The sequence below is a fragment of the Gordonia sp. SL306 genome (genome assembly GCF_026625785.1).
GTDB lineage: Bacteria > Actinomycetota > Actinomycetes > Mycobacteriales > Mycobacteriaceae > Gordonia.
Genome location: NZ_CP113063.1, coordinates 5,339,527 through 5,360,969 on the forward strand (window position 1 = coordinate 5,339,527; position 21,443 = coordinate 5,360,969).

Consider the following 21,443-nt stretch of genomic DNA (forward strand, 5'->3'; position numbering starts at 1 on the left):
TCGACCGCCGGGTCAGCTGACGGCGATGGCCCCGCCGGTCGGCCGCGACGACGTCGACGAGCCGCCGCCGATATCACGGCCGATCCACACACCCGGGGTGAGCTGTCGGTACTCGTGGATGCTGATCGGGACACCAGCGAAATCCCGCGAGAAGTCCGCGGTCCAGACCGGCTTGTGGTCCAGCCGTGAGAGACCCGGGGTGAGCGGGCCACCCGCGTCGCGCCCCCAGATGTAGTTCTTGTACACCCACGGTCTGCCACCGGGACCGGTCGTGAAGGTCAGGGAGTCGCCGAGTGTGCTCTGCGCAGTGGTCATGGTGCGGGCGACGCCGTATGGCAGGAGCCGTCCGCCGAGCTGGAACGCCGGCAGGAGCGCGATCGCCTTGCGCCCGGTCGGCACATCGCCCACCTTCGCCGAGGCGAACAGGTCGAGGATCTGCCGACTCGTGCACCGATGTTGCAGTGCATCGACAGTTTCCTGGGCATCGTCCTTCGCGACGACACATCGCCCATCGGGTGCGGTCCGGTTGGGTGTCAGTGGATTCGACGGAGCAGCGGAGACGGGAGCGGCGGCGAAAGCGGAGCCGAGCAACGCGGCGAGCACGCTCGCGGCCACGACTCCCCGAAGTCGGGTCATGATCACCACTGCAGTGAACCCGGCTTCGGATCGGATCGCAAACCTGGCAACGACCACCGATCACGCGGCTCGCGCAACACATCTGTCACACGGGTGACACCGGAAATCCCACATCCGACCTGTTCTCTTGCAACACTGGGGATGTCAACGAGCCGACGACCACAGGACTGCTGATGACGAATGGACGCGCGTCGACAACGGGAACGGGCGATTCATCTGCCGGCGAACTGGATCAACGCAAGATCTGGTCGATCTTCGGCGGACTGATGCTGGCGATGCTGCTCGCGGCCCTGGATCAGACGATCGTATCGACCGCCCTACCGACAATCGTCAATGATCTCGGCGGCGCGGAGCATCTGACCTGGGTCGTCACGGCCTACATGCTCGCGACCACCGCAACGACCCCACTGTGGGGAAAGCTCGGCGACCTCTACGGTCGCCGATATTTGTTCATCGGTTGTGTGGTGCTCTTCCTCGTCGGCTCGGCGCTCTGTGGCACCGCGCAATCGATGGGCGAGTTGATCGCATATCGCGCCCTCCAGGGAGTCGGGGCAGGCGGACTCATGGTGCTGGCACAGGCCATCATCGGCGACGTCGTCCCGCCGCGTGAACGCGGGCGGTATCAGGGCTTCTTCGGCGCCGTGTTCGGACTGGCCAGCGTCGCCGGCCCGCTCCTCGGCGGCTTCTTCGTCGACAACCTCAGCTGGCGCTGGGTGTTCTACATCAACCTGCCGATCGGCATCGTGGCACTGATCGCGGTGATCCTGGTCCTCCCGTCGACGTCGGCGAATGTGAGGGCCAAGATCGATTACGCCGGGATCTTCCTGCTGGCCCTGGTGGCGACCTGTGTGGTGCTCGCAACGAGTTTCGGCTCACTCTGGGGCTGGGGCTCGCCGAGAATCCTCGGCCTCACCGCCGTCGCCATCGTCGCCGTCGTCGCGTTCGTCCTCGTGGAACAGCGGGTACCCGAGCCGGTCCTTCCGGTCCGGCTGCTGACCAACCGGGTCTTCGCGATCGCGTCGTCCATCGGCTTCGTGGTCGGTTTCGCGATGTTCGGAGCGATCACCTTCCTGCCCCTGTTCCTGCAATCGGTCCAAGGGGCGACCGCGACATCGTCGGGGCTGCGGATGGTTCCGATGATGCTGGGGCTCCTGATCACGTCGATCGCCAGCGGCCAGCTCATTAGTCGCAACGGCCGCTACAAGATCTATCCGATCATCGGGTGCGCGATCTTCACCGTCGCCCTGTACCTGTTGTCCACGATGGACCGCAGCACCTCGGAGTTACTCACGAGCGTGTATCTCTTCATCCTGGGCGTGGGGCTCGGCCTGGTCATGCAGGTGCTGGTGCTCGCTGTACAGAATGCCGTCGAGTATCGCGACCTCGGGACCGGCACCAGCGGGGCGACGTTCTTCCGAACCATCGGTGCGTCGGTGGGCGTCGCGGTGTTCGGAGCGGTCTTCAACAGCCAGCTCGATTCGCACCTGACCAGCGGCGCCCCACCCGCGGCGGTCGGACGATGTTCCGCCGAGGTGCTGGAGGCATCGACTCTGACGTTGCCCTCCTGCCCCCCTGCCGTCCAGTCGTGGTTCCTGGACGGATTCACCGACGCGTTCCAGGTCGTGTTCCTCGTCGCGGTACCGATCGGCATCTTGGCCTTTGCTCTGTCGTGGTTGCTACCGGAGGTCGAGTTGCGCACCGTGACCCGCACTCCGGAGCCCAGCGAATCGTTCGGTATGCCCTCTGCGCGAACATCTCTGGAAGAACTCCGGCTCCAGGTGTGGCGCACTCTCGCACGGGAGGACCGGCTGCGCATCTGGGAGATCGTCGTCGCGACCGCCGGCAGCCCGTTGTCCAGAGGCGAAGCATGGATGGTCAGCCGGGTCTCGGAAGAGACGTCGCGGGACTTCGCCGCGATGGTCGAAGCCTCCGACACACCCCTGCCGATCGTGAAGCAGACGGCTGACGACTTGGCGAAACGCGGAATGGTGACGATCGACAACGAGACCGTGACGATCACGCCCGCCGGAACCGCCGAGGCCGATCGTCTCCTCGAGGCCCAGCGCGAACGGCTGCGTAGCTTCGTGGCGGACTACCCCGGCAGCGACGAGGCCGACGTCAACCAGATGCTCGACGAGATCGCGGGGAGATTGCACGACGAGGTCCCGAAAGGCCTGACTGCCCAGGCGGATCGCTGACGAGGCAACAAGATCGGGTGACCGCGTCAGCGCATCCGCACCACGAACGCGTTCGTACACAGCGCAAACGCCGCTGCCGCGAGCAACGAGCCAGCGGATCGAGATGTGCGATCTCCGGCCGTACCCGTCGGCATTCACCGGGACGGTGCCCATCAGCAGAAACAAGAGGTCCCGGAACTCGTTGAGTTCCGGGACCTTCGTTGTCGGGCTGACAGGATTTGAACCTGCGACCACTTGACCCCCAGTCAAGTGCGCTACCAAACTGCGCCACAGCCCGTTGCCCCGCAAGCGGGGCGTTGATGAGCGTAGCCGACGAGCCTCGGTTCGATCCAATCGCCTGGTCAGGCGCGTCGGAACCTAATCCCGCCGGCCACCTGCTCAGTTCGCAGGCGAACGCTTCTTGTACCAGATCCAGCCGCCGGTCACGAGGAGCGCACCGACGATGGACCCGATGATGCCGCTGGCGCGGAAGTTGATCCCGTCACCCGAGAGCAGGCTGATCAACAGTCCGCCGATGAACGAGCCGACCACACCCGCGACGATCGCGAGACCCCAGTCGATACTCCACATGTTCTTGCCGCCGATGATCAGCTGGGCAAGGGCGCCGATGACCATTCCGAACACGATGATTCCGATGATGAGCACGAGTGGAAGTATCGCACGACCGATCGCAGCGACCGGACACACGGTCGTCCGCGCGTCCCGGATCCGCCGTCATCCAGGTCAGCGCTTGCGGCGCTGCTCCCGCTTGTCGCGGACACGCACATTCACCCGCACCGGCGAACCGTCGAAGTTGAACTCCTCACGCAGCCGGCGCTCGAGGAATCTGCGGTATCCCGCCTCCAGGAAGCCCGTGGTGAACAGGACGAACGTCGGCGGTCTGGTGGCGGCCTGCGTGGCGAACATGACGCGCGGCTGGCGACCACCACGCAGCGGCGGTGGTGTGGCGGCAATGACCTCTTTGAGCCAGTTGTTGAGGCGGCCGGTGCCGACCCGTTTGTCCCACGATTCCAGCGCACCTTCGATCGCGGGCACCAGCTTCTGCACCGACCGTCCGGTGCTCGCCGAGATGTTGACCCGTCTCGCCCAGGGCACCCGGGCGAGTTCCCGGTCGATCTCCTTGTCGAGCTGGTAACGACGATCCTCGTCGACCAGATCCCACTTGTTGAAGGCGATCACCAGAGCGCGGCCGCTCTCGATGATCATCGACAGCACGCGGAGATCCTGTTCGGTGATCGGCTCGGACGAATCGATGAGCAGGATCGCGACCTCGGCTGCGTCGAGCGCGGCGCGCGTGCGCAGCGACGCGTAGTACTCGTGCCCGCTTGCCGTCCGCACCTTGCGGCGCAGACCGGCCGTGTCGACGAACTGCCAGGTGGTGCCATCGATCTCGATGAGCTCGTCGACCGGGTCCACGGTGGTACCGGCGACATTGTCGACCACCGACCGATGCGTACCTGCCAGCTTGTTCAGCAGGGAGCTCTTCCCGACGTTGGGTTTGCCCACCAGCGCGACGCGGCGGGGGCCGCCGAGCGCCGGCGCCTCGCGAGGCGTCTCCGGGAGCACCTCGAGAATCACGTCGAGCAGGTCACCGGCACCGCGGCCGTGCGCGGCCGAGACCGGGAACGGCTCACCGAGCCCCAGCGACCACAGGGTGGCCGTCTCGGCCTCCGCACGCTCACTGTCGACCTTGTTGGCGGCCAGGATGACCGGCGTCTTGGAGCGACGCAGCACGCGGGCGACGGCCTCGTCGGTCGTGGTGGCCCCGACGGTTGCATCGACCACCAGGACGATGGCGTCCGCAGTGCGCATGGCTTGTTCGGCCTGCGCCGCCACGGCCTGCTGCAGGCCCTTGGCGTCCGGTTCCCATCCGCCGGTGTCGACGACGGTGAACCGGCGCCCAGACCAACTCGCGGAGTACGAGACCCGATCACGGGTGACGCCGGGAATGTCCTCGACGACGGCCTCCCGTCGCCCGAGAATTCGGTTGACCAGCGTCGACTTCCCCACGTTCGGCCTGCCCACGATAGCGAGCACCGGCATCGGGGTGCCGTCGATGGGTTCCCCGTCGACATCGAAATCGGACAGCTGCCAGTCGGCTTCGTCCGACCACGTGCCGTCACCCGGCAAGGCCAGTTCGTCCCCGCCGGTGATGTTCTGCTCGCTCACGACTGCACTCCGATCCGGTCGCGGACCAGGGCGCCGAGGGTCTCGACGACCTGGTCGCGGGTCAGGTCACTGGTGTCGACGATCACGGCGTCGTCTGCAGGGCGCAGCGGCGACACCGCCCGGGTCGAGTCGAGATGGTCACGTCGATTGACACCGGTCAGCACCTCGGCCAGGTCGCTCGGGCGCCCGGCCGCGACATTCTGCTGATGCCGCCGGGCCGCCCGCGCCTCGGGCGTGGCGGTCAGGAAGACTTTGAGGTCTGCGTCCGGGAACACCACGGTCCCGATGTCGCGACCCTCCACCACGACGAACGATCCCTGTGCCGCACGGCGTTGGACCGCAACGAGTTTGGTGCGTACCGACGGCACCGCGGAGACTGCCGAAACCGCGTCGGTCACCACGTCGGTACGGATCTCGGAGGAGACGTCGACGCCGTCGAGGATGGTTGCCGAACTGTCGGCGAGCACGTTCAGACCGATGTCGGCCCTGGTCACCACGGCGCCGATCGAGTCCGTGTCATCAAGCGCGACACCGGCCTTCAGCACGGCGAGGGTGGCCGCCCGGTACATGGCACCGGTGTCCAGGAAGCGGGCGCCGACACGGTCGGCGAGAATCCGCGACACCGTCGACTTTCCGGTTCCGGCGGGACCGTCGATGGCGATGACATGCGTGCCGACCGCGTCGTCGTGACTCACAACCCCACCGCCTTGTACAACGCGCCGATCTCGTTCTTACCCAGTACGCGCAGGCTGCCGGGCCGCTGCTCACCGAGGGAGACCGCGCCGATGTTGGTGCGCACCAGGCTGGTCACCGGGAATCCGACCTCTTCCATCATGCGCCGGACGATCCTGTTCCGGCCTTCGTGCAAGGTGATGCGCACCAACGACTGGCCCTCGTGAACGCCGACGACGGTGAAACCGTCGACCGCCACCGGGCCGTCCTCGAGCTCGATCCCGTCCTTGAGGGTGCGGCCGACCGAGCGCGGCACCTCGCCGCGGAGCTCGGCCATATAGGTCTTCGGCACCTCGAACGAGGGATGCATGAGGCGGTGGGCGAGCTCGCCGTCGTTGGTCAGCAACAGCAGTCCCTCGGTGTCGGCGTCGAGCCTGCCCACGTGGAAGAGTCGCTGCCCGGCCATCACACGTTCGGCGACGATGTCGCCGATGCACGGTCGGCCCTGGTCGTCGGACATCGTGGACTGCCAGCCCTTGGGCTTGTTGAGGGCCAGGTACTGCCGGGTCTCGTCGATCACGACCCGCGCACCGTCCACCCGGATCACCGCGGTGTCGGGGTTGATGCGCATCCCCTGCTCGGTGACGATCTGCCCGTCGACGTCGACACGACCGGCGGCGATGAGCTCCTCGGCACCACGACGCGATGCCACCCCCGCGGAGGCGAGTACCTTCTGCAACCGCACGCCGTCCTCGACGTAGGTGGCGCCGGTCGCACCCGGATCCTGGGCCGGGGTCTGGTGACGAGCCGGTTTCGCGTTGTTCAGACGCACCTTGCCCGACGTCACGTTGGGCTTCGACGAGCCTTTTCGATGAGTCTTCTTGGACGACCGGCCCTCGCTCACGGCACTTGCGCCACCGTGCCCTTTGTTGCCCGTCTTGGGAGTGTTCTTGCCTGTCTTCTGGGCGCGCGACGTCTTCTTGCGCGGGCCCGGTGTGCCGTCTCGGCTAGCGGATGCCATGTCATCAGTCCTGGTCGTCGGGGTCCGGGACGGACGTCGATGAGTGCTGTGCGTCCGTTCCGGGTGAATCGTTCTCCATCGAGTCTGACCGGTGACCACCGAGTTTGGCGAATCGCGGGTCTGACGAGATCTCCTCATCGAGGTCGTCGATCACGTCGACGTCGGGCAACAGCGGCGCGAGATCGGGCAATTCGGTCAGGGATGCGAGGCCGAGACGCTCGAGGAACATCTCTGTGGTGGCGTAGGTGATGGCCGAGGTCTGGGGGTCGGTGCCGACCTCGTTGATCAGGCCGCGGGCCACCAGGGTGCGGATCACGCCGTCGACGTTGACGCCGCGGATGGCGCTCACACGTGCACGGGTGACCGGTTGACGGTAGGCGATCACCGCCAGGGTCTCCAGCGCCGCCCGGGTGAGCTTCGAGCGGGCGCCGTCGAGCAGCAGGCGCTCGACATAGGGGGCGAACTCCGCCCGCGTGTAGAACCGCCAGCCGTCACCGGCGTACCGAAGGTCGATACCGCTGCCGGACTCGGCGAGTTCCTCCGCCATGCGCGTCAGCATCGTGCGTACCCGCAGCCGATCCTGATCGACCGCGGTGGCCAGTTCGTCCGTGGTCGCGGGCGTGTCGACCACCAGCAGAACCGCCTCGAGCGCCGACCGCAACCGGTCGTCGTCGAGGACGATCTCCTCCTCGACGACGAGGGCGGCCTGCTCGGCGTCGAGGGTCGTCGGTCCCGCTGCTGACTCTGGGATTCCGGTGGTTTCTCTCGCCGGATCCTGCTCGTCGGTCATCCGTAGTCCTCCGCCCTGTCGATGTTGACGTCGTCCACGTCTCGGTCTCCGGTCCAGTTCACCCGCAACTCCCCCAATGCCTCGGGTTGTTCGAAGGTGACGGCCTGCTCGCGGAAGAGCTCCAGCAGCCCGAGGAATCGGCCGATGACCTCGAGGCCGGACTCGCATTCGGCGACCAGCTCACCGAAGCTCAGCCAATCACCGGGTCGCATGGCGAGTATCTCGGCGAGGCGACGGGCCTGCTCGGGGACCGAGACCTGCGATGCGTGCAAGTGGTCCAGGCCGACGGTCGGTGTCGGGCGCGGTGTCATCGCCGTCGCCGCCACCTGGGCGAATCCTCGGGCGTCGACGCCGAGGGTCACCTCGGGCAGAAGATCCTCGAACTGCTGTTCCAGCGACACCGCTCGTGGATAGCGCTGCAGCGCAGCGGCTTCCAACTCCCCGAACAACGCGGCAACCTGTTTGTAGGCACGGTACTGCAGCAGCCGCGCGAACAGCAGGTCCCTCGCCTCGAGCAGGGCCAGATCCTCGGGGTCGTCGATCTCCCCGGACGGCAGCAGCCGCGCCGCCTTCAGGTCGAGCAACGTCGCCGCGACAACGAGGAATTCGGTGGTCTGTTCCAGGCCCATCTCGGGTCCGAGGTCACGGGTGTAAGCGATGAAGTCATCGGTCACCTCGTGCAGCGCGACCTCGGTCACATCGAGGCGATGCTGGCTGATGAGGTTCAGGAGCAGGTCGAACGGGCCCTCGAAGTTCCGCAGGCGGACCTGGAAACCCGTCGGCTTCTCGTCTGCCGCCTCCGACGTGTCCGGCGCCGACTCGGTCATGTGACCGTCCGCGACCACCGGCTCGGCCACTGCACTGTCGGACACCGGACTGTCGGACACTGCACTGTCGGACACCGGGTCGCCGTCGGTCATGCCTGCCGGGAGTCGCGCGCGATCACCTCGCGCGCCAGCGCCCGGTAGGCCTTGGCTCCCGCCGACTTCGGCGCCCAGGACGTGATGGGTTCACCCGCGACGCTCGTCTCGGGGAATCGCACCGTCCGGCTGATCACGGTGTCGTAGACGGCGTCGCCGAACACCTCGACCACACGGGCCATCACCTCTCGCGAGTGCAATGTGCGCGCGTCGAACATGGTCACCAGAATCCCGCCGAGATTCAGACGCGGGTTGAGACGATCACGGACCTTGTCGATCGTGTCGGTGAGCAGGGCGAGCCCGCGCAGACTGAAGTATTCGCATTCCATCGGGATGACGACGGTGTCCGAGCAGGCGAGCGCATTCACGGTGAGCAGGCCCAGCGACGGCTGGCAGTCGATCAGCACGAAGTCGTAGCGATCGAGCACCGGGTGGAGCGCGCGGGCCAGTGATTGCTCGCGGCCGACCTCGGTGACCAGCTGGATCTCGGCGGCCGACAGGTCGATGTTGCTGGGCAGCAGGTCGAGGCCGTCGACCCTGGTGCGCATCAGCACGTCGTCGGTGGCGGCCTGTGGCGGTACCAGCAGGTTGTAGACGGTCTGGTCGAGATCGTGATGCGGAACGCCGAGACCCGCCGACAACGCGCCCTGCGGATCCAGGTCCACGAGCAGCACCCTACGGCCGTATTCGGCCAGCGCCGCACCGAGATTGATCGTCGACGTGGTCTTGCCGACGCCGCCCTTCTGGTTGCACACGGCCACCACCGTGGCCGGGCCGTGCCGGTCCAGTGGGACCGGTTCGGGGATGTCGCGATAGGGCCGGCCGGTCGGGCCTATCTCGGTCTCGTGCTCGGTCTCCTCGTCGGCGTCGTGGGACGGCGCGACAGAGATCCGGTACTGGTCATCGGCAGCGGACCGCGGGGCCCCCGGGGTGCTCACGTGTCCGCCGCTCCCATCTCTCGTCTCGACCTCGAACAGGACCCAGCCTAGTGGGTCACCTGGCCGATTCGGCGGAGCATCGCCGACAACCGACCCGGGACCATTTCCGTGGGTGCTCACCGCGCCCGAGGATGGGCCGTGGCGTACACCTCGCGCATGGTGTTCACCGTCACCAGGGTGTAGACCTGCGTGGTGGTCACCGATGCGTGGCCGAGGAGTTCCTGCACGACGCGAACGTCGGCACCACCGTCGAGCAGATGAGTGGCAAAGCTGTGCCGCAACGTGTGCGGCGACACCGCCTTGTCCAGGCCTGCTCGTGCCGCGGCGTCTGCCAACACCTGCCACGCACTCTGCCGGGACAGCCGGCCACCGCGCGCATTGAGGAACAGCGCAGGATTCGCCCGGCTCGCCAGGACAGGCCGACCGCGCACCAGGTATGCCTCCAGCGCGTCGATCGCCGGACCGCCGACCGGGACGACGCGTTCCTTCCCGCCCTTGCCGCACAGTCGAACCGCCCGTGTCGTCGCGTCGATGTCGTCGACGTCGAGGGCGATCGCCTCGGAGATCCGCGCACCGCAGCTGTAGAGCAGTTCGAGCAGGGCCCGGTCCCGCAGGGCCCGGGGATGATCGGGCGCCCCGGCCGATTCGAGAATCGCGAGAACCTCGTCGACCGGCAACGATTTCGGCAGACGACGTGCCGGACGCGGCGGGCGGACGGCGTGGGCGACATCCGCCGCGACGACGCCCTCGGCCGCCGCGAACTTGTGGAAGCCCCGAACGGCGACGAGTGTCCGCGCGATCGAGCTGTCGGCCAGCGGCGCCGAACCGGTGTCGGGCTCACCACGACGAAGCTGCACGAGGAACTCCCGGACATCGTTCTCGGTCACCTCGGTGAGGGAGCCGATCCCCCGTGATCCCAGGTAGTGCGCATAACGTCCGAGGTCCCGTCGGTAGGAGCTCACGGTGTTGGCGGCGGCGCCGCGTTCGACGGTGAGGTGATCGAGGTACCGGGTCACGTGCTCCTCCGCACTGTCGGTCGATACCGCGTGTCCCGTCATCGCCGGTCCCGGCGCTCGCGCAACGCCGTCGGTTCGTCGGTCCAGGGTGCGGTCACCGCCCGCAGCGACGTCGCCCGCGCATCGGCCGCCGCCAGCGCGAGGATGCCTGCCACACTCGTCGCGTTGACGATCTCACCGGACAGGGTTCGGGAGACCGCGTCCTCGAGTGCCACCCACTCGACAGACATGTCGGCCTCCTCGTCGTGCCGTTCGGAGGCCTCGAGTTCGCGGAGATCTTCCGCCAGGTAGAGCCGGAGGGCCTCGTCGGTGAAACCCGGCGACAGGTCGAGATCGACGAGCACCTGCCAGTGCTCGGCGGCGAGATCGACCTCCTCGGCGAGCTCACGCTGTGCCGCCGCGAGCGGGGTCTCGCCGGGACCTGCATCGAGCAGGCCGGCCGGCAGCTCGAGTAACCGCCTGCCGATCGGATGCCGATACTGCCGGACCATCGCGATCCGCCCCCGCGCGTCACGGGCGACCACCGCGACGGCGCCGAAGTGTTCGACGACCTCGCGTTCGGCGACACGCCCGCCGGGCATCTCGACCTCGTCGACACGCAAGGTGAGGATCGCACCGTCGTATACGGTTCGGGTCCCCTGGACGGTGAATGCGTGCTGCGAGTCGACGGTGTCGTCGCCTGCCCGTTCGTCTGGATCGGGCCCGTTCAAGCGCCGCGTTCCTCGGCGCCGTCGGCGTCCTCGACCTCTGCCGTGGCGGGACGCTCGTAGTCACCGATGTCCACGGGGAGACGTTCGGCAGCCTTGTATTTCAGTGCCGCGTCGATGAACGAGCGAAACAGCGGGTGCGGCCGGGTCGGCCGGCTCTTCAGTTCCGGATGCGCCTGGGTGGCGACCAGGAACGGATGCACCGACGTCGGGTACTCGACGAACTCCACGAGATGGCCGTCGGGCGAGGTCCCGGAGAACACCAGCCCGGAGGCCCCGATCTTGTCGCGATATGCGTTGTTGACCTCGAAGCGGTGTCGGTGCCGCTCGGAGACATGGGTCGTCCCGTACGCCTCCGCGACCACACTGTCCGGTTCGAGAGTGGCCGGGTAGGCACCGAGCCGCATGGTTCCGCCGAGATCCGCCTCGCCTGCCACCGCGTCGGCCTGGTCGGCCATCGTCGAGATGACGGGGTAGGGAGTATCCGGATCGAACTCGGTCGAACTCGCGTCGTCGAGACCGGCGGCGCGAGCCGCTTCGATCACCACGCACTGCAGTCCGAGGCAGAGGCCCAGCAACGGAATCCCGCGCTTACGGGCGTAGGCGATCGCGCCAACCTTGCCCTCGATACCGCGGATCCCGAAACCGCCGGGGATGAGCACCGCGTGCACGTCACCGAGCGCAGCCTGCGCACCCTCGAGGGTGGCGCAGTCGTCGGAGGGGACCCATTTGATCTCGGTACGCGCCCTCCAGGCGAAGCCACCCGCGCGAATCGCCTCGGTGACCGACAGATACGCGTCGGGGAGGTCTACGTACTTCCCCACCAGCGCGACGGTCACCGTCTCTCGCGGATCGTGGACTCGCTTGAGGAGCTCACCCCACTCGGTCCAGTCCACATCTCGGAACGGCAGGCCCAGCTTGCGAACCACGTAGGCATCGAGCTGCTCACGGTGCAGGACCTTCGGGATGTCATAGATCGATGGCGCGTCCGGCGTGGAGATGACCCCCTCGAGCTCGACGTCGCACATGAGGGCGATCTTCTTCTTGAGGCCTTCGGGTACCTCCCGATCGCATCGGAGGATGAGCGCGTCGGGCTGGATGCCGACGTTGCGCAACGCGGCCACCGAGTGCTGGGTCGGCTTGGTCTTGAGTTCGCCGGAGGGGGCGAGATACGGGACCAGCGAGACGTGCAGGAAGAACACGTTGTCGCGGCCGACGTCGTGGCGGATCTGTCGTGCCGCTTCGATGAACGGCTGTGACTCGATGTCGCCGACGGTGCCGCCGATCTCGGTGATCACCACATCGGGCGCCTCACCGTCTTCGCCCGGCTCGCGCATCGCGAGGACGCGCGACTTGAGTTCGTCGGTGATGTGCGGGATCACCTGGACCGTCTCACCCAGATACTCGCCGCGGCGTTCCTTGGCGATCACCGTCGAGTAGACCTGCCCGGTGGTCACATTGGCGGACTGCGAGAGATTGCGGTCCAGGAAGCGCTCGTAATGTCCGACGTCGAGGTCGGTCTCGGCGCCATCCTCGGTGACGAACACCTCACCGTGTTGGAAGGGGTTCATCGTGCCGGGGTCGACATTGAGATAGGGATCGAGCTTCTGCATCGTGACGCGGAGGCCACGAGAAGTCAGAAGTTGTCCCAGGCTCGATGCGGTCAGTCCCTTGCCAAGGGACGACGCAACACCGCCCGTCACAAAGATGTGTTTGGTGTCATGCACGTGGCGAAGTGGTCGCAATGCGTCTCCCGTCGGCCGATCCAGGCCAGAAAACCCTGATTACCTACGGGACTCCAGGGTAACACCTCTGTGCCGGTTCGACGGACGCCACACCGTGAGACGGTGCCCGGCCGCGTCAGGCTGCCGGGCCCGACTGGGCTCCGACGGTGATCGCCTTGGCGCCCGGCCCGGTGCCATAGGCACCCGTCCGACCGTCTACCTCGTCCGCCAGGGCCAGCACGGCCGTGATCCGGCCCGTCTGCTGGTCGACGTTGTCGATCGTGGACACCGCATTGCCGAGGCCGGGATCAGAACGCACGACGGCGATCGGCGACCCACCCGTCGCCGAACCGGTACGGCCGAGCAGCACACCGCCCTGCCCGCGGGCCGACATCGAACCGGCGAGTCGCGCGGTCAATTGACCCTGGGCTCCGGCGTCGGCGCCCAGCGGATCACCCGTGACCACGACGACCAGGTCGGCCGGTGAGACCGCGCCGTCGGCGTAGTCGATGAATCCGCCTTCTCGCAGGGCCTGCAAGCCCAGGCGGGTGTCCCCCGCCGATGCTGCCGACTGTCCGTCCCTGTGCAGGGTGAGCGCACCGAGCAGGTCACCGACCCGACCGCCCGAATCGGTGAGCTCCGTGCGCAGCGTCGCGCCGGGTGGGATCGTCTGATCGACGATCGTGCGTACCTGTTCCGCGTTCTGGTCGCGCACCAGCGAATCGGTCAGCGCGATCTGTCCGGCGGAACGCCCACCCGCCGACGCAATGGATTCCTTGACCGCGTCCACATCGGCGTCTGCTGCGCTCGGAGCACTGACGACCAGCACCGACTGCCCCTTGAGGGTGCCGGCGATCAGACGCGCTCCGATCGCGGCGTCAAAACTGTTGGCCGCGTTGACCTGCTCGTTGAGTTGGTCGCGTTGCTTCTCGAGGTCGCCGATCCGGTCCCGCGACGTCCCGGTGACCGAGTTGACCCGATCCCCGATGAAGCCGGATCCGAGGAACAGGCCGACTGCGAGCGCGAGGAAGACCGCGACGAGTGAGATCGCGTGCTGCCTGAGGGAGATCATCGATCACCTGTTCCAGACGTCTCGCGCCCACTCGACGGCATTGTGGTATTGCGCGACGGCCCAGTCGCTCACCTCGGGTCCCATGTTCGAGAGCATGACCGCCGCGATCACGGCGATCAGCGCGGCCAGGACCACGCAGGCGATCGCAGCACCCGAGACCCGGCTCCGATACAGCGTTGCGACCGCCTTGGCGTCCACCAGCTTCGGACCGACCTTGAGACGGGTCAGGAAGGTCGACGGATTGCTCTCGCGCCGGGAGCGATCGAAGAAGTCGTCGAGTGTTCCGCCGTAGCCGACCGTCACGATGAGGTCCGCACCGTGGTAATCCGCGAGCAGCAGGGCAAGATCGGCCGCGGCTCCCGCCGCGGGGAACGTCGTCGCGCCGACCCCAAGATCCTGAATACGTGCCAGCCCCTGGGCGTGGCCGTCAGTGTCCGCCGGAAGTACCAGCTGTGCACCGCATTTGAGGGTCGCCGCCTTCATGTCGTCGGGGTCGCCGACGATCACGGCGGGCTTGTACCCGGCTTTCAGCAAGGTGTCGGCACCGGCCCCGACACCGATGAGGACCGGTGAGTACTCCTTGATGAAGGGCTTCAGTGCGCGCAGGTCCGTGCCCCGATCCGCCCCGTCGGCGACGATCACCACGTGCCGCGCCGCGAGATCGGCATCGATGTCGGGTACCCCGACCCCGTCGATCAACAGCGGAGACTCGCTCCGGATGAACTCGATCGTGTTGCCCGAGAATGCTTCCAGATGATCGACCAGCCCGGTCTTGGCCTCGATCATCAAGTCCGCGATGTCGCGTTCCTCGAGTTGCTGCCCCAACGCGAGACGTCGTTCCCCGACGTACAGACGATCGTTGTCGATGCGGAGCTTGGCCCCGTCCTTCACCCGCTTGAAGACTTCGTCACCCACGTCGTCGAGCAGGACGATGCCCGAGGCGACGAGCACCTCCGGACCGAGATTCGGATACCTACCGGAGATCGACTTGGACGAATTGACCACTGCGACGACGTTGGCCTGCACCAGTGCGTCGGCGGTCATCCGGTCCAGGTCGACCTCGTCGAGGATGGCGATGTCGCCGGGGCCGATCCGATCGAGCAATCGGCGGGTGTTCTTGTCGATCCTGGCTATTCCGGAGACACCAGGGAGTTCATCGGTCGTACGGGCAAGCAGGGCAGGCATCTTCATGACGCCCATGATCACCATGCGGCCGCGACAGCACGGGGAGGCGCGCCGCAACAACTGCAACTTTTGTCACATGAGTAACACGCGATGGCGAGATCTAGGAGTCGTCGCGGGCCTGCTTCTCGCCTTCGGCGGTCGCCAGGAGTTCCTCCGCGTGTGCTCGCCCGGTGTCCGAATCACCGAGTCCCGCAAGCATCCGCGCGAGCTCGGCCACGCGTTCGTCACGGTCGAGGGTGCGCACCGTGCTCGTGTGCTGTCGACGACCACGTCCGCCACCCGAGTTCTTGCCGATCACCAGGTGGTTGTCGGCGAATGCCGCCACTTGTGGCAGGTGGGTCACGACGATCACCTGATGTGCCCGGGCCAGGCCGGCCAGCCGCCGTCCGATCTCGACGGCGGCACGTCCGCCCACGCCTGCATCGACCTCGTCGAAGACCATGATCGATCCGCTGGTCGGTTCGGCCAGGACCACCTCGAGCGCGAGCATCACCCGCGACAGTTCGCCGCCGGAGGCCGACCGCGCGATGGGCAGCGGCGTGGCACCTTTGTGCGCCAGCAACGCGAACTCGACGCGGTCGGCGCCGGCGCTGCCCGCATGTGCCCGGCGCCCGTCGAGCTCGATCGCCAGCCGATCGTCGTCGGCGGCGGGCTCGACGGCGACATCCACCGCGAGCGTGGTGTCCCCCATCGCCAGTCCGCCGAGTTCGGCGGACACCTTCGACGCCATCGATTTCGCCGCGGTCTTCCGACGGCGATGAAGGGCGGCGGCGGCCTCCTGCACCTTCGCCTGCGCTGCCGTGGCGGCGTTTTCGAGCTCCGTGATGGATTGTTGCGGGTCGTCGATCTCGGTCAGTCGACTCTCGGCGGCGGTCCGCCAGGCGATCACCCCGTCGATGTCGGGGGCATACTTCCGCACCAGCGCCTTCAACTCCGCCTGGCGGGTGAGCAGTTTGTCCAGTTCGTCGGCGTCGGCCGGGAGATCAGCCAGGAAGGAGGTCAGCTCCTCCCCGACGTCGGTGATCACCGTCAGAGCCTCGGACACCCGCGGCAGCAGATCACGCAGCGAGTCGTCGGCGGCCGTCTCGAGGATGGTCCGAACCTGGCCGAGACCCTCGACGACCGATCCGGAGTCACCGGCGACGATCTCGCGCGACTCGGCGCCCGCGGCGCGAATCGTCTCCAGATCGGAGAGCCGACGGATCGTCGCAGCCAACTCGGCGTCCTCGCCGGGCTGGGGGTCGACGGCGGCGATCTCGTCCACGCCGAAGCGCAGACGATCGGCTTCCTGTGCCAGTTCACGATGATTGGTCCGGCGGGCGTCGAGTTCGTCGAGCACCTCGATCCAGGAGTCGCGGGCAGCGCGGTAGGCGTCGGACGGCCCTGCTACCGACGACCCGGCGAACGTGTCGAGTGCGGCCCGCTGGTGTTCGGGCTTCAGCAACCGGAGTTGATCGTTCTGGCCGTGGATGGCCAGGAGCTGATTGGTCAGTCGGCCCATCACTCCGACCGGCACCGAGCGACCCCCGAGATGTGCCCGGGACCGCCCGTCGGCATTCACCGATCGCACGGCGATCACCGTGCCGTCCTCGTCGACGTCGGCGCCGGATGACTCCAGGATCTCCTCGACCACCGGGTCACCGCCGTGTCCGGACGACGAGCCTCCGTCGGCGAGACGGAAGCGTCCTTCGACCGTCGCCTTGGTGTCGCCCGAGCGGACCCTGGTGGCATCCGCGCGGGCACCGGAGAGCAGGTGCAGGCTGGTGACGATCATCGTCTTGCCCGCTCCGGTCTCACCGGTCAGCACAGTGAACCCGGGATGGAACTGAGCAGAGGCCTGCTCGATGACCCCCAGGCCTTCGATCGAGAGTTCTTCCAGCACGTCTAGGTCTGCCTCCCCCGCCAGCCCGTCACCGGTAGATCGAATTTTGTCACCAATCTGTCGGTGAAGGGATCCGAGTCGATACGCACCCACCGCACCGAACGGTCGCTGCGGACCACTTCCACACGCGCCCCCGCCGGGACATCGATGCGTCTTCGCCCGTCACACAGTGCCACAGCCGACCGGCCACCCTTGTCGATCTCCACCGCGATACGTGACCGCGGGCTGGTGACCAGCGGACGCGCGAACAGCGCATGTGCGTTGCTGGGCACCACGAGCATGGCCTCCAGATCAGGCCACATCACCGGCCCGCCGGCGGAGAACGCGTAGGCCGTCGACCCGGTCGGCGTGGACACCAGAACGCCGTCGGCGCCGAATGCCGACACCGGGCGGCCATCGACCTCGGTGACCAGTTCGAGGACACCGTTGTTGGTCTTGTTCAGGATCGCGACCTCGTTCAGGGCCCAGCTCCGCACCGGCGGATGGTCCGGCCGGGCCGGATCGATCACCGTGACGTCGAGGGTCATCCGCGGCTCGACTCGATAATCGCGATCGATCAACTGCCGCATCACCTCGTCGATTCGATTGGCCTCTGCTTCGGCCAGGAAACCGATACGGCCCAGGTTGATGCCGAGGACCGGCACCTGCGCGGGATAGGCGAGTTCGGCGGCACGCAGGAAGGTTCCGTCGCCGCCGAGGACGATCACCACCTCGCATCCCTCCGCCGACGCCGGTATCGCCGACGTCACCTCGACCGCGGCGCCGATGCGACGCAGATGCTCGGGGTCGACCGGATGGCTCTCGGGCGGGTTGTGCTCCAGCGCCACGTGCACCACGTCGATCTGTTGTTCGCGGGCCTTGGTGTCGTGATCGACCACCCGCAGTCTCACCCCGGCCGCGGCGCAGTGGCGCGCGATGGCGTCCATCGTCTGGATGACGACTTCCCGCCCGGTATGGGCGACCACCAAGAACTCTCGATGACCCGCCCGATCGGCGGCCGCGTCGATGGCCACAATGGTCCCTTCGTGTGTCAGCGGGGCCCGTTCTCGACGGCCCGGGTGATCATCTCGATCAGCGCCGGATCGTCGGACGTCCCCGGGGCGGGGGCGGCGCCTTCGGCCGCGCCACCCGTCACGTCCGTTCGGTCTTCGAGCCTATCCGGCGACGACGGTTCCGCGCCGGGCCGGGCGTTCACGACATCATCGTCGACCTTGCGCAACCACAAGAAGTATTCGACGTTGCCCGATGGCCCGGGCAACGGACTGGCCACCACGCCGCGCGTCTCGAGACCGTACTGACGCGCTCGGCGCGCCACCGCCAGCACCGCATCGATCCGCTGGCCGGGATCCCGCACCACCCCGCCCGCACCGACACGATCTTTGCCGACCTCGAACTGAGGTTTGACCATGGGTAGCAGGTCTGCACCGGTCTTGGTGCATGCGGACAGCGCGGCCAGGACCAACGCCAACGAGATGAAGGACAGGTCCGCGACCACCAGATCGACCGGGCCGCCGATCTGCTCGGGGGTGAGTCGCCGGACATTCGTTCGATCGTGCACGGTCACCCGCGGGTCGTTCTGCAGGCGCCAGACCAGCTGGCCGTAACCGACGTCCACGGCGACCACCTCGGCCACCTCACGCCGCAGCAGGACGTCCGTGAACCCGCCGGTCGACGCCCCCGCATCCAGACAGCGGCGACCACCGACCGTCAGCCCCTGTGGTTCGAAATCGTCGAGCGCACCGAGCAACTTGTGGGCGCCGCGCGACGCCCAGTCGTCGGAAACCGTCTCCAGCACGACGATCGGGATATCGCGGCCCACGTTGGTGGCCGGTTTCACCGCGACGACGCCGTTGACCTTGACGAGCCCGTCGGTGATCAACGACCGGGCCTGCTCGCGCGACCGGGCGAGGCCGCGACGGACGAGTTCGGCGTCGAGGCGCGCTCGTGGGGCCACCTGTCAGCAGCCCGTCATCGAGGATCGACGTCTTCCAGTGCCGTGGTCAACGCATCGTGCGCACGTTCGAGGAGTTCGGTCTGACGGGCCAGTGCCGGCAGATCAAAGGCGTCGCCTGCGGCCTGCCGCACCGAATCGACCTCGACGAGCAGCTGCGCGACTGTATCCGTGACGGTATCGGGATCGACCGCCTCGGGCGGTTCGCCGTCGGCGCTCTCTGACGCCGTCTGGCCACCGGTGGAGCGCGGCATCAGGTGTGGACCGGGGCGTGGACCCGGGACCGGTCCGGTCGATGCCGAACCGGCCGACGAGGTGCCGGTCGGCTGCTCGTCGCGTCCTGGTTCGCCCGGTTCGGTCATGGTGGGACCAACGCTAGCGCATCCGACCGACGCCGACGGACTCCAGGACACCACGGACTTCGGTGTCGGCACTGGTGATCGACAGGTCGGCCGGGTCAAGCGCACCTTCGTCGATGGCCGACCACACCGCCGAGGCGAGAGCCGGGATGAGGCTCTCCGTCTTCGCAGATCCGACGCGGCTCACCGTGGCCGTCGGACCGTCGAACTCGACCCGCCAACCGTCGTGGTCGCCGGCCCGCACGGTATCCGCCTCGTGGTAGAGACCCGTGAGATCCGAGATCACATAGGTCGGCCGTTGTTCGGGGGGCGCGACGAGAAGATCCGTCACCGAACTCACCCCGGTCAGGACCAACACGCTGTCCACGCCCACCGAGTGCCCACCCTCGATGTCGGTGTCCAGCCGGTCACCGATGACGAGCGGTCGCGAGGCACGACTGCGCGCTATCGCGTCCGCCATCAGCGGCGCAGCCGGTTTGCCCGCCACGAGCGGCTGCTGACCGGTGGCGTGGGCGACCGCGGCAACCATCGAGCCGTTCCCGACCAGTTTTCCGCGCTCGGACGGCAAGGTCGCGTCGGTGTTGCAGGCAATCCACAGCGCACCGGCATTGATGGCCAGTGCAGCCTCCGACAGCTGGGCCCAGCCGGTATCGGGTGAGTGCCCCTGGATGACGGCGGCAGGCCGGTCGTCGGCACTTCGCGTGACCCCGATTCCCACCTCGCGAACTTCCTGGGCAAGACCGTCGGTCCCGATCACGAGCGCCCGCGAACCCGGTTCGAGGTGTTCGGAGAGCAACCGCGCAGCCGACTGCGCGCTGGTCACCACCTGATCCTCGGTCGCTGCGAAGCCGAGGTCGACCAGGTGAGCCACCACCTCCGACGGCCGACGACTCGCATTGTTGGTGACGAAATACCGCGCGGTCCCCACGCTTTCGAGAGTCTCGCGGGCGCCTGGCAGGGCCCGCCGGCCGGCGAACACGGTGCCGTCGAGGTCGAGCAGCAGTGCGTCGTAGCGAGCTGCGAGCGATACGTTGTCGGACGCGACCGGCGCCGGAGAGTCACCTGCCTGTGCGGACTCGGCGGGAGCCTCGTGTGCCGGTTCCGGGGCGACAGCAACCACCGCGGTGTCGTCCACGGCGCTGTCACGCGCCGCTGCGCTCTCCGGAGTCATCGAATCGACCGGCGTCGCGTCGATGCCGTCAGCCGTGTGGCCGTCGGTCAGGTTCTCGTGAACTGCGACTCCGAGGGACTCGTCGACGAGGTCCTCGCCGGGCAGGGCCGCATCGCCGGCCGGGATCGAGTCGTCATCAGGCTCGTCCGAGGACAGCTCCACGAGTCGCAGCTCGGCATCGGTGACGTCGTCGACGTCCGCCGACGCAGCGTTCATGAACCACGTGATCGACTCGTCGGTCCGGCCGGCGGCGTGCAGCGCGGATGCGTACGCGTAGTACAGGCGGGCCGGTCCGGTACCCGAGCGGCCCGGGGACAGGTCCTCGGACTGCAACGTGACCACGGCTTTACCGGGCTCACCCAGATCGATTCGGGCGCCCGATTCGACGATCCGCATCTCGGTGGCCTCTTCGCCCGTGAGAGCGCGGCCGTCCTCGCTGCGCGCGATCTCCACCGCACGAGCGGGCCGTCCCAGGCCACGCTCCGCGTCCGCGATCAGCGGCAGGAGAGCGGTGTTACCGGTGATCCGGCGAGCGGCACGGAGTTCCGACAGGGCCTCCTGCCACTCACCCGCGTTGTATGCCGCGATGCCCATGGTCTCCCGGACCAAACCCACTCTGCCGGCCCGGCGACGTGCCGCCCGGGCATGTTCGAGCGCGAGCGGTGGATCCTCGTCGAGCAACCGCGTCACCATCACGAGATGGCGGGCCACATTCTCGGCGTTCGCCTTGTCGAGGGTCAGCAGATCACGACGTACGTCGGTGTCCAGATCTGAGGCTGCCACGTCGACCGGCAGCGCCGGTTCGTCGGGCCGGCCTGCGGATCCGGTGCCCCTGGTGGGCCGATTCGGTCGCCCTGGACCCGCATCGCGTCGGCGGGGACGGTCACGATCACTCATAGCAGCCAATCTATGCCTCGAAGCCAGAAGTTCGGAATCGAATGGTCTCCCCGGACAGACGCCGGTCCCGAGTCAGAATATCGGCGTCGTGGAGAAGACATGACAACGGCCCCGTATTCAATTCTTTCGAATGAA

At 67.4% G+C, this 21,443-nt stretch carries 19 protein-coding genes and 1 tRNA gene; 1 reads left to right on the forward strand and 19 read right to left on the reverse strand.

All coding sequences use genetic code 11. The features are described from left to right. Positions 1 to 12: 12 nt before the first annotated feature. Entirely contained in the window at positions 13 to 636 is a 624-nt protein-coding gene (locus OVA31_RS24555) for a hypothetical protein (protein ID WP_267629113.1), read from the reverse strand. Positions 637 to 809: 173 nt separating this feature from the next. Here OVA31_RS24555 and OVA31_RS24560 point away from each other — a divergent pair, with 173 nt between their 5' ends. Further along, positions 810 to 2,834, forward strand: a complete 2,025-nt coding sequence (locus OVA31_RS24560) for an MDR family MFS transporter (RefSeq protein ID WP_267629114.1) — start codon at positions 810 to 812, stop codon at positions 2,832 to 2,834. 203 nt (positions 2,835 to 3,037) lie between these two features. On the opposite strand, the gene OVA31_RS24565 is transcribed toward OVA31_RS24560, so the two are convergent. The 18 genes from OVA31_RS24565 to OVA31_RS24650 all read right to left on the reverse strand — a co-directional run bounded on the left by OVA31_RS24565 (position 3,038) and on the right by OVA31_RS24650 (position 21,308). Continuing rightward, positions 3,038 to 3,111 (reverse strand) — tRNA-Pro (locus OVA31_RS24565). Between the two features lie 101 nt (positions 3,112 to 3,212). After that, a complete protein-coding gene (locus OVA31_RS24570; protein WP_267629115.1) occupies positions 3,213 to 3,479 on the reverse strand; it encodes a GlsB/YeaQ/YmgE family stress response membrane protein in 267 nt (88 codons plus the stop codon). 78 nt (positions 3,480 to 3,557) lie between these two features. After that, positions 3,558 to 5,003, reverse strand: a complete 1,446-nt coding sequence (der, locus tag OVA31_RS24575; protein WP_267629116.1) for a ribosome biogenesis GTPase Der — start codon at positions 5,001 to 5,003, stop codon at positions 3,558 to 3,560. After that, entirely contained in the window at positions 5,000 to 5,698 is a 699-nt protein-coding gene (gene cmk, locus OVA31_RS24580; protein WP_267629117.1) for a (d)CMP kinase, read from the reverse strand. Before cmk ends, der begins: the two co-directional genes overlap by 4 nt. After that, entirely contained in the window at positions 5,695 to 6,696 is a 1,002-nt protein-coding gene (locus tag OVA31_RS24585) for a pseudouridine synthase (RefSeq protein ID WP_267629118.1), read from the reverse strand. The genes cmk and OVA31_RS24585 overlap by 4 nt, the downstream gene beginning before the upstream one ends. Before the next feature lie 4 nt (positions 6,697 to 6,700). Continuing rightward, positions 6,701 to 7,486, reverse strand: a complete 786-nt coding sequence (gene scpB, locus OVA31_RS24590) for an SMC-Scp complex subunit ScpB (protein ID WP_267629119.1) — start codon at positions 7,484 to 7,486, stop codon at positions 6,701 to 6,703. Next, positions 7,483 to 8,313 (reverse strand): segregation and condensation protein A, encoded by an 831-nt coding sequence (locus OVA31_RS24595; RefSeq protein WP_420714236.1) that lies wholly within the window; start codon positions 8,311 to 8,313, stop codon positions 7,483 to 7,485. Before OVA31_RS24595 ends, scpB begins: the two co-directional genes overlap by 4 nt. Positions 8,314 to 8,402: 89 nt before the next feature. After that, positions 8,403 to 9,344 (reverse strand): ParA family protein, encoded by a 942-nt coding sequence (locus OVA31_RS24600; protein WP_267629121.1) that lies wholly within the window; start codon positions 9,342 to 9,344, stop codon positions 8,403 to 8,405. Between the two features lie 116 nt (positions 9,345 to 9,460). Beyond that, positions 9,461 to 10,402 carry a site-specific tyrosine recombinase XerD gene (xerD, locus tag OVA31_RS24605; protein WP_267629122.1) on the reverse strand — a complete coding sequence of 314 codons (942 nt, stop codon included), beginning with the start codon at positions 10,400 to 10,402 and terminating at the stop codon, positions 9,461 to 9,463. After that, positions 10,399 to 10,971 (reverse strand): NUDIX domain-containing protein, encoded by a 573-nt coding sequence (locus tag OVA31_RS24610; protein ID WP_267631703.1) that lies wholly within the window; start codon positions 10,969 to 10,971, stop codon positions 10,399 to 10,401. Before OVA31_RS24610 ends, xerD begins: the two co-directional genes overlap by 4 nt. A 95-nt stretch (positions 10,972 to 11,066) precedes the next feature. Further along, positions 11,067 to 12,812 (reverse strand): CTP synthase, encoded by a 1,746-nt coding sequence (locus OVA31_RS24615; RefSeq protein WP_267629123.1) that lies wholly within the window; start codon positions 12,810 to 12,812, stop codon positions 11,067 to 11,069. Positions 12,813 to 12,927: 115 nt separating this feature from the next. After that, positions 12,928 to 13,863 (reverse strand): copper transporter, encoded by a 936-nt coding sequence (locus tag OVA31_RS24620; protein ID WP_267629124.1) that lies wholly within the window; start codon positions 13,861 to 13,863, stop codon positions 12,928 to 12,930. 3 nt (positions 13,864 to 13,866) lie between these two features. Next, a complete protein-coding gene (steA, locus tag OVA31_RS24625; RefSeq protein WP_267629125.1) occupies positions 13,867 to 15,054 on the reverse strand; it encodes a putative cytokinetic ring protein SteA in 1,188 nt (395 codons plus the stop codon). A gap of 94 nt (positions 15,055 to 15,148) precedes the next feature. Beyond that, on the reverse strand, positions 15,149 to 16,930 hold the full coding sequence (recN, locus tag OVA31_RS24630) for a DNA repair protein RecN (RefSeq protein WP_267629126.1): 1,782 nt from the start codon (positions 16,928 to 16,930) through the stop codon (positions 15,149 to 15,151). 2 nt (positions 16,931 to 16,932) lie between these two features. Continuing rightward, the gene (locus OVA31_RS24635; protein ID WP_420714237.1) at positions 16,933 to 17,856 is read right to left on the reverse strand and encodes an NAD kinase; all 924 of its coding nucleotides are present in this window, start codon (positions 17,854 to 17,856) and stop codon (positions 16,933 to 16,935) included. Positions 17,857 to 17,960: 104 nt separating this feature from the next. Further along, complete coding sequence (locus OVA31_RS24640) at positions 17,961 to 18,884, reverse strand: TlyA family RNA methyltransferase (protein WP_267629128.1); 924 nt, start codon at positions 18,882 to 18,884, stop codon at positions 17,961 to 17,963. Positions 18,885 to 18,898: 14 nt separating this feature from the next. Then, complete coding sequence (locus tag OVA31_RS24645; RefSeq protein ID WP_267629129.1) at positions 18,899 to 19,243, reverse strand: hypothetical protein; 345 nt, start codon at positions 19,241 to 19,243, stop codon at positions 18,899 to 18,901. A gap of 13 nt (positions 19,244 to 19,256) precedes the next feature. Then, positions 19,257 to 21,308 (reverse strand): HAD-IIA family hydrolase, encoded by a 2,052-nt coding sequence (locus tag OVA31_RS24650; protein WP_267629130.1) that lies wholly within the window; start codon positions 21,306 to 21,308, stop codon positions 19,257 to 19,259. Between the last annotated feature and the right edge of the window lie 135 nt (positions 21,309 to 21,443).

Coding starts and splice junctions, on each gene's coding strand:
- OVA31_RS24595 (WP_420714236.1), bottom strand. CDS start 8,313: ATGACCGAGTCGGCGCCGGACACGTCGGAGGCGGCAGACGAGAAGCCG.
- xerD (WP_267629122.1), bottom strand. CDS start 10,402: ATGACGGGACACGCGGTATCGACCGACAGTGCGGAGGAGCACGTGACC.
- steA (WP_267629125.1), bottom strand. CDS start 15,054: ATGAAGATGCCTGCCCTGCTTGCCCGTACGACCGATGAACTCCCTGGT.
- OVA31_RS24585 (WP_267629118.1), bottom strand. CDS start 6,696: ATGGCATCCGCTAGCCGAGACGGCACACCGGGCCCGCGCAAGAAGACG.
- OVA31_RS24650 (WP_267629130.1), bottom strand. CDS start 21,308: ATGAGTGATCGTGACCGTCCCCGCCGACGCGATGCGGGTCCAGGGCGA.
- OVA31_RS24635 (WP_420714237.1), bottom strand. CDS start 17,856: ATGGACGCCATCGCGCGCCACTGCGCCGCGGCCGGGGTGAGACTGCGG.
- OVA31_RS24620 (WP_267629124.1), bottom strand. CDS start 13,863: ATGATCTCCCTCAGGCAGCACGCGATCTCACTCGTCGCGGTCTTCCTC.
- OVA31_RS24560 (WP_267629114.1), top strand. CDS start 810: ATGACGAATGGACGCGCGTCGACAACGGGAACGGGCGATTCATCTGCC.
- OVA31_RS24645 (WP_267629129.1), bottom strand. CDS start 19,243: ATGACCGAACCGGGCGAACCAGGACGCGACGAGCAGCCGACCGGCACC.
- scpB (WP_267629119.1), bottom strand. CDS start 7,486: ATGACCGACGAGCAGGATCCGGCGAGAGAAACCACCGGAATCCCAGAG.
- OVA31_RS24555 (WP_267629113.1), bottom strand. CDS start 636: ATGACCCGACTTCGGGGAGTCGTGGCCGCGAGCGTGCTCGCCGCGTTG.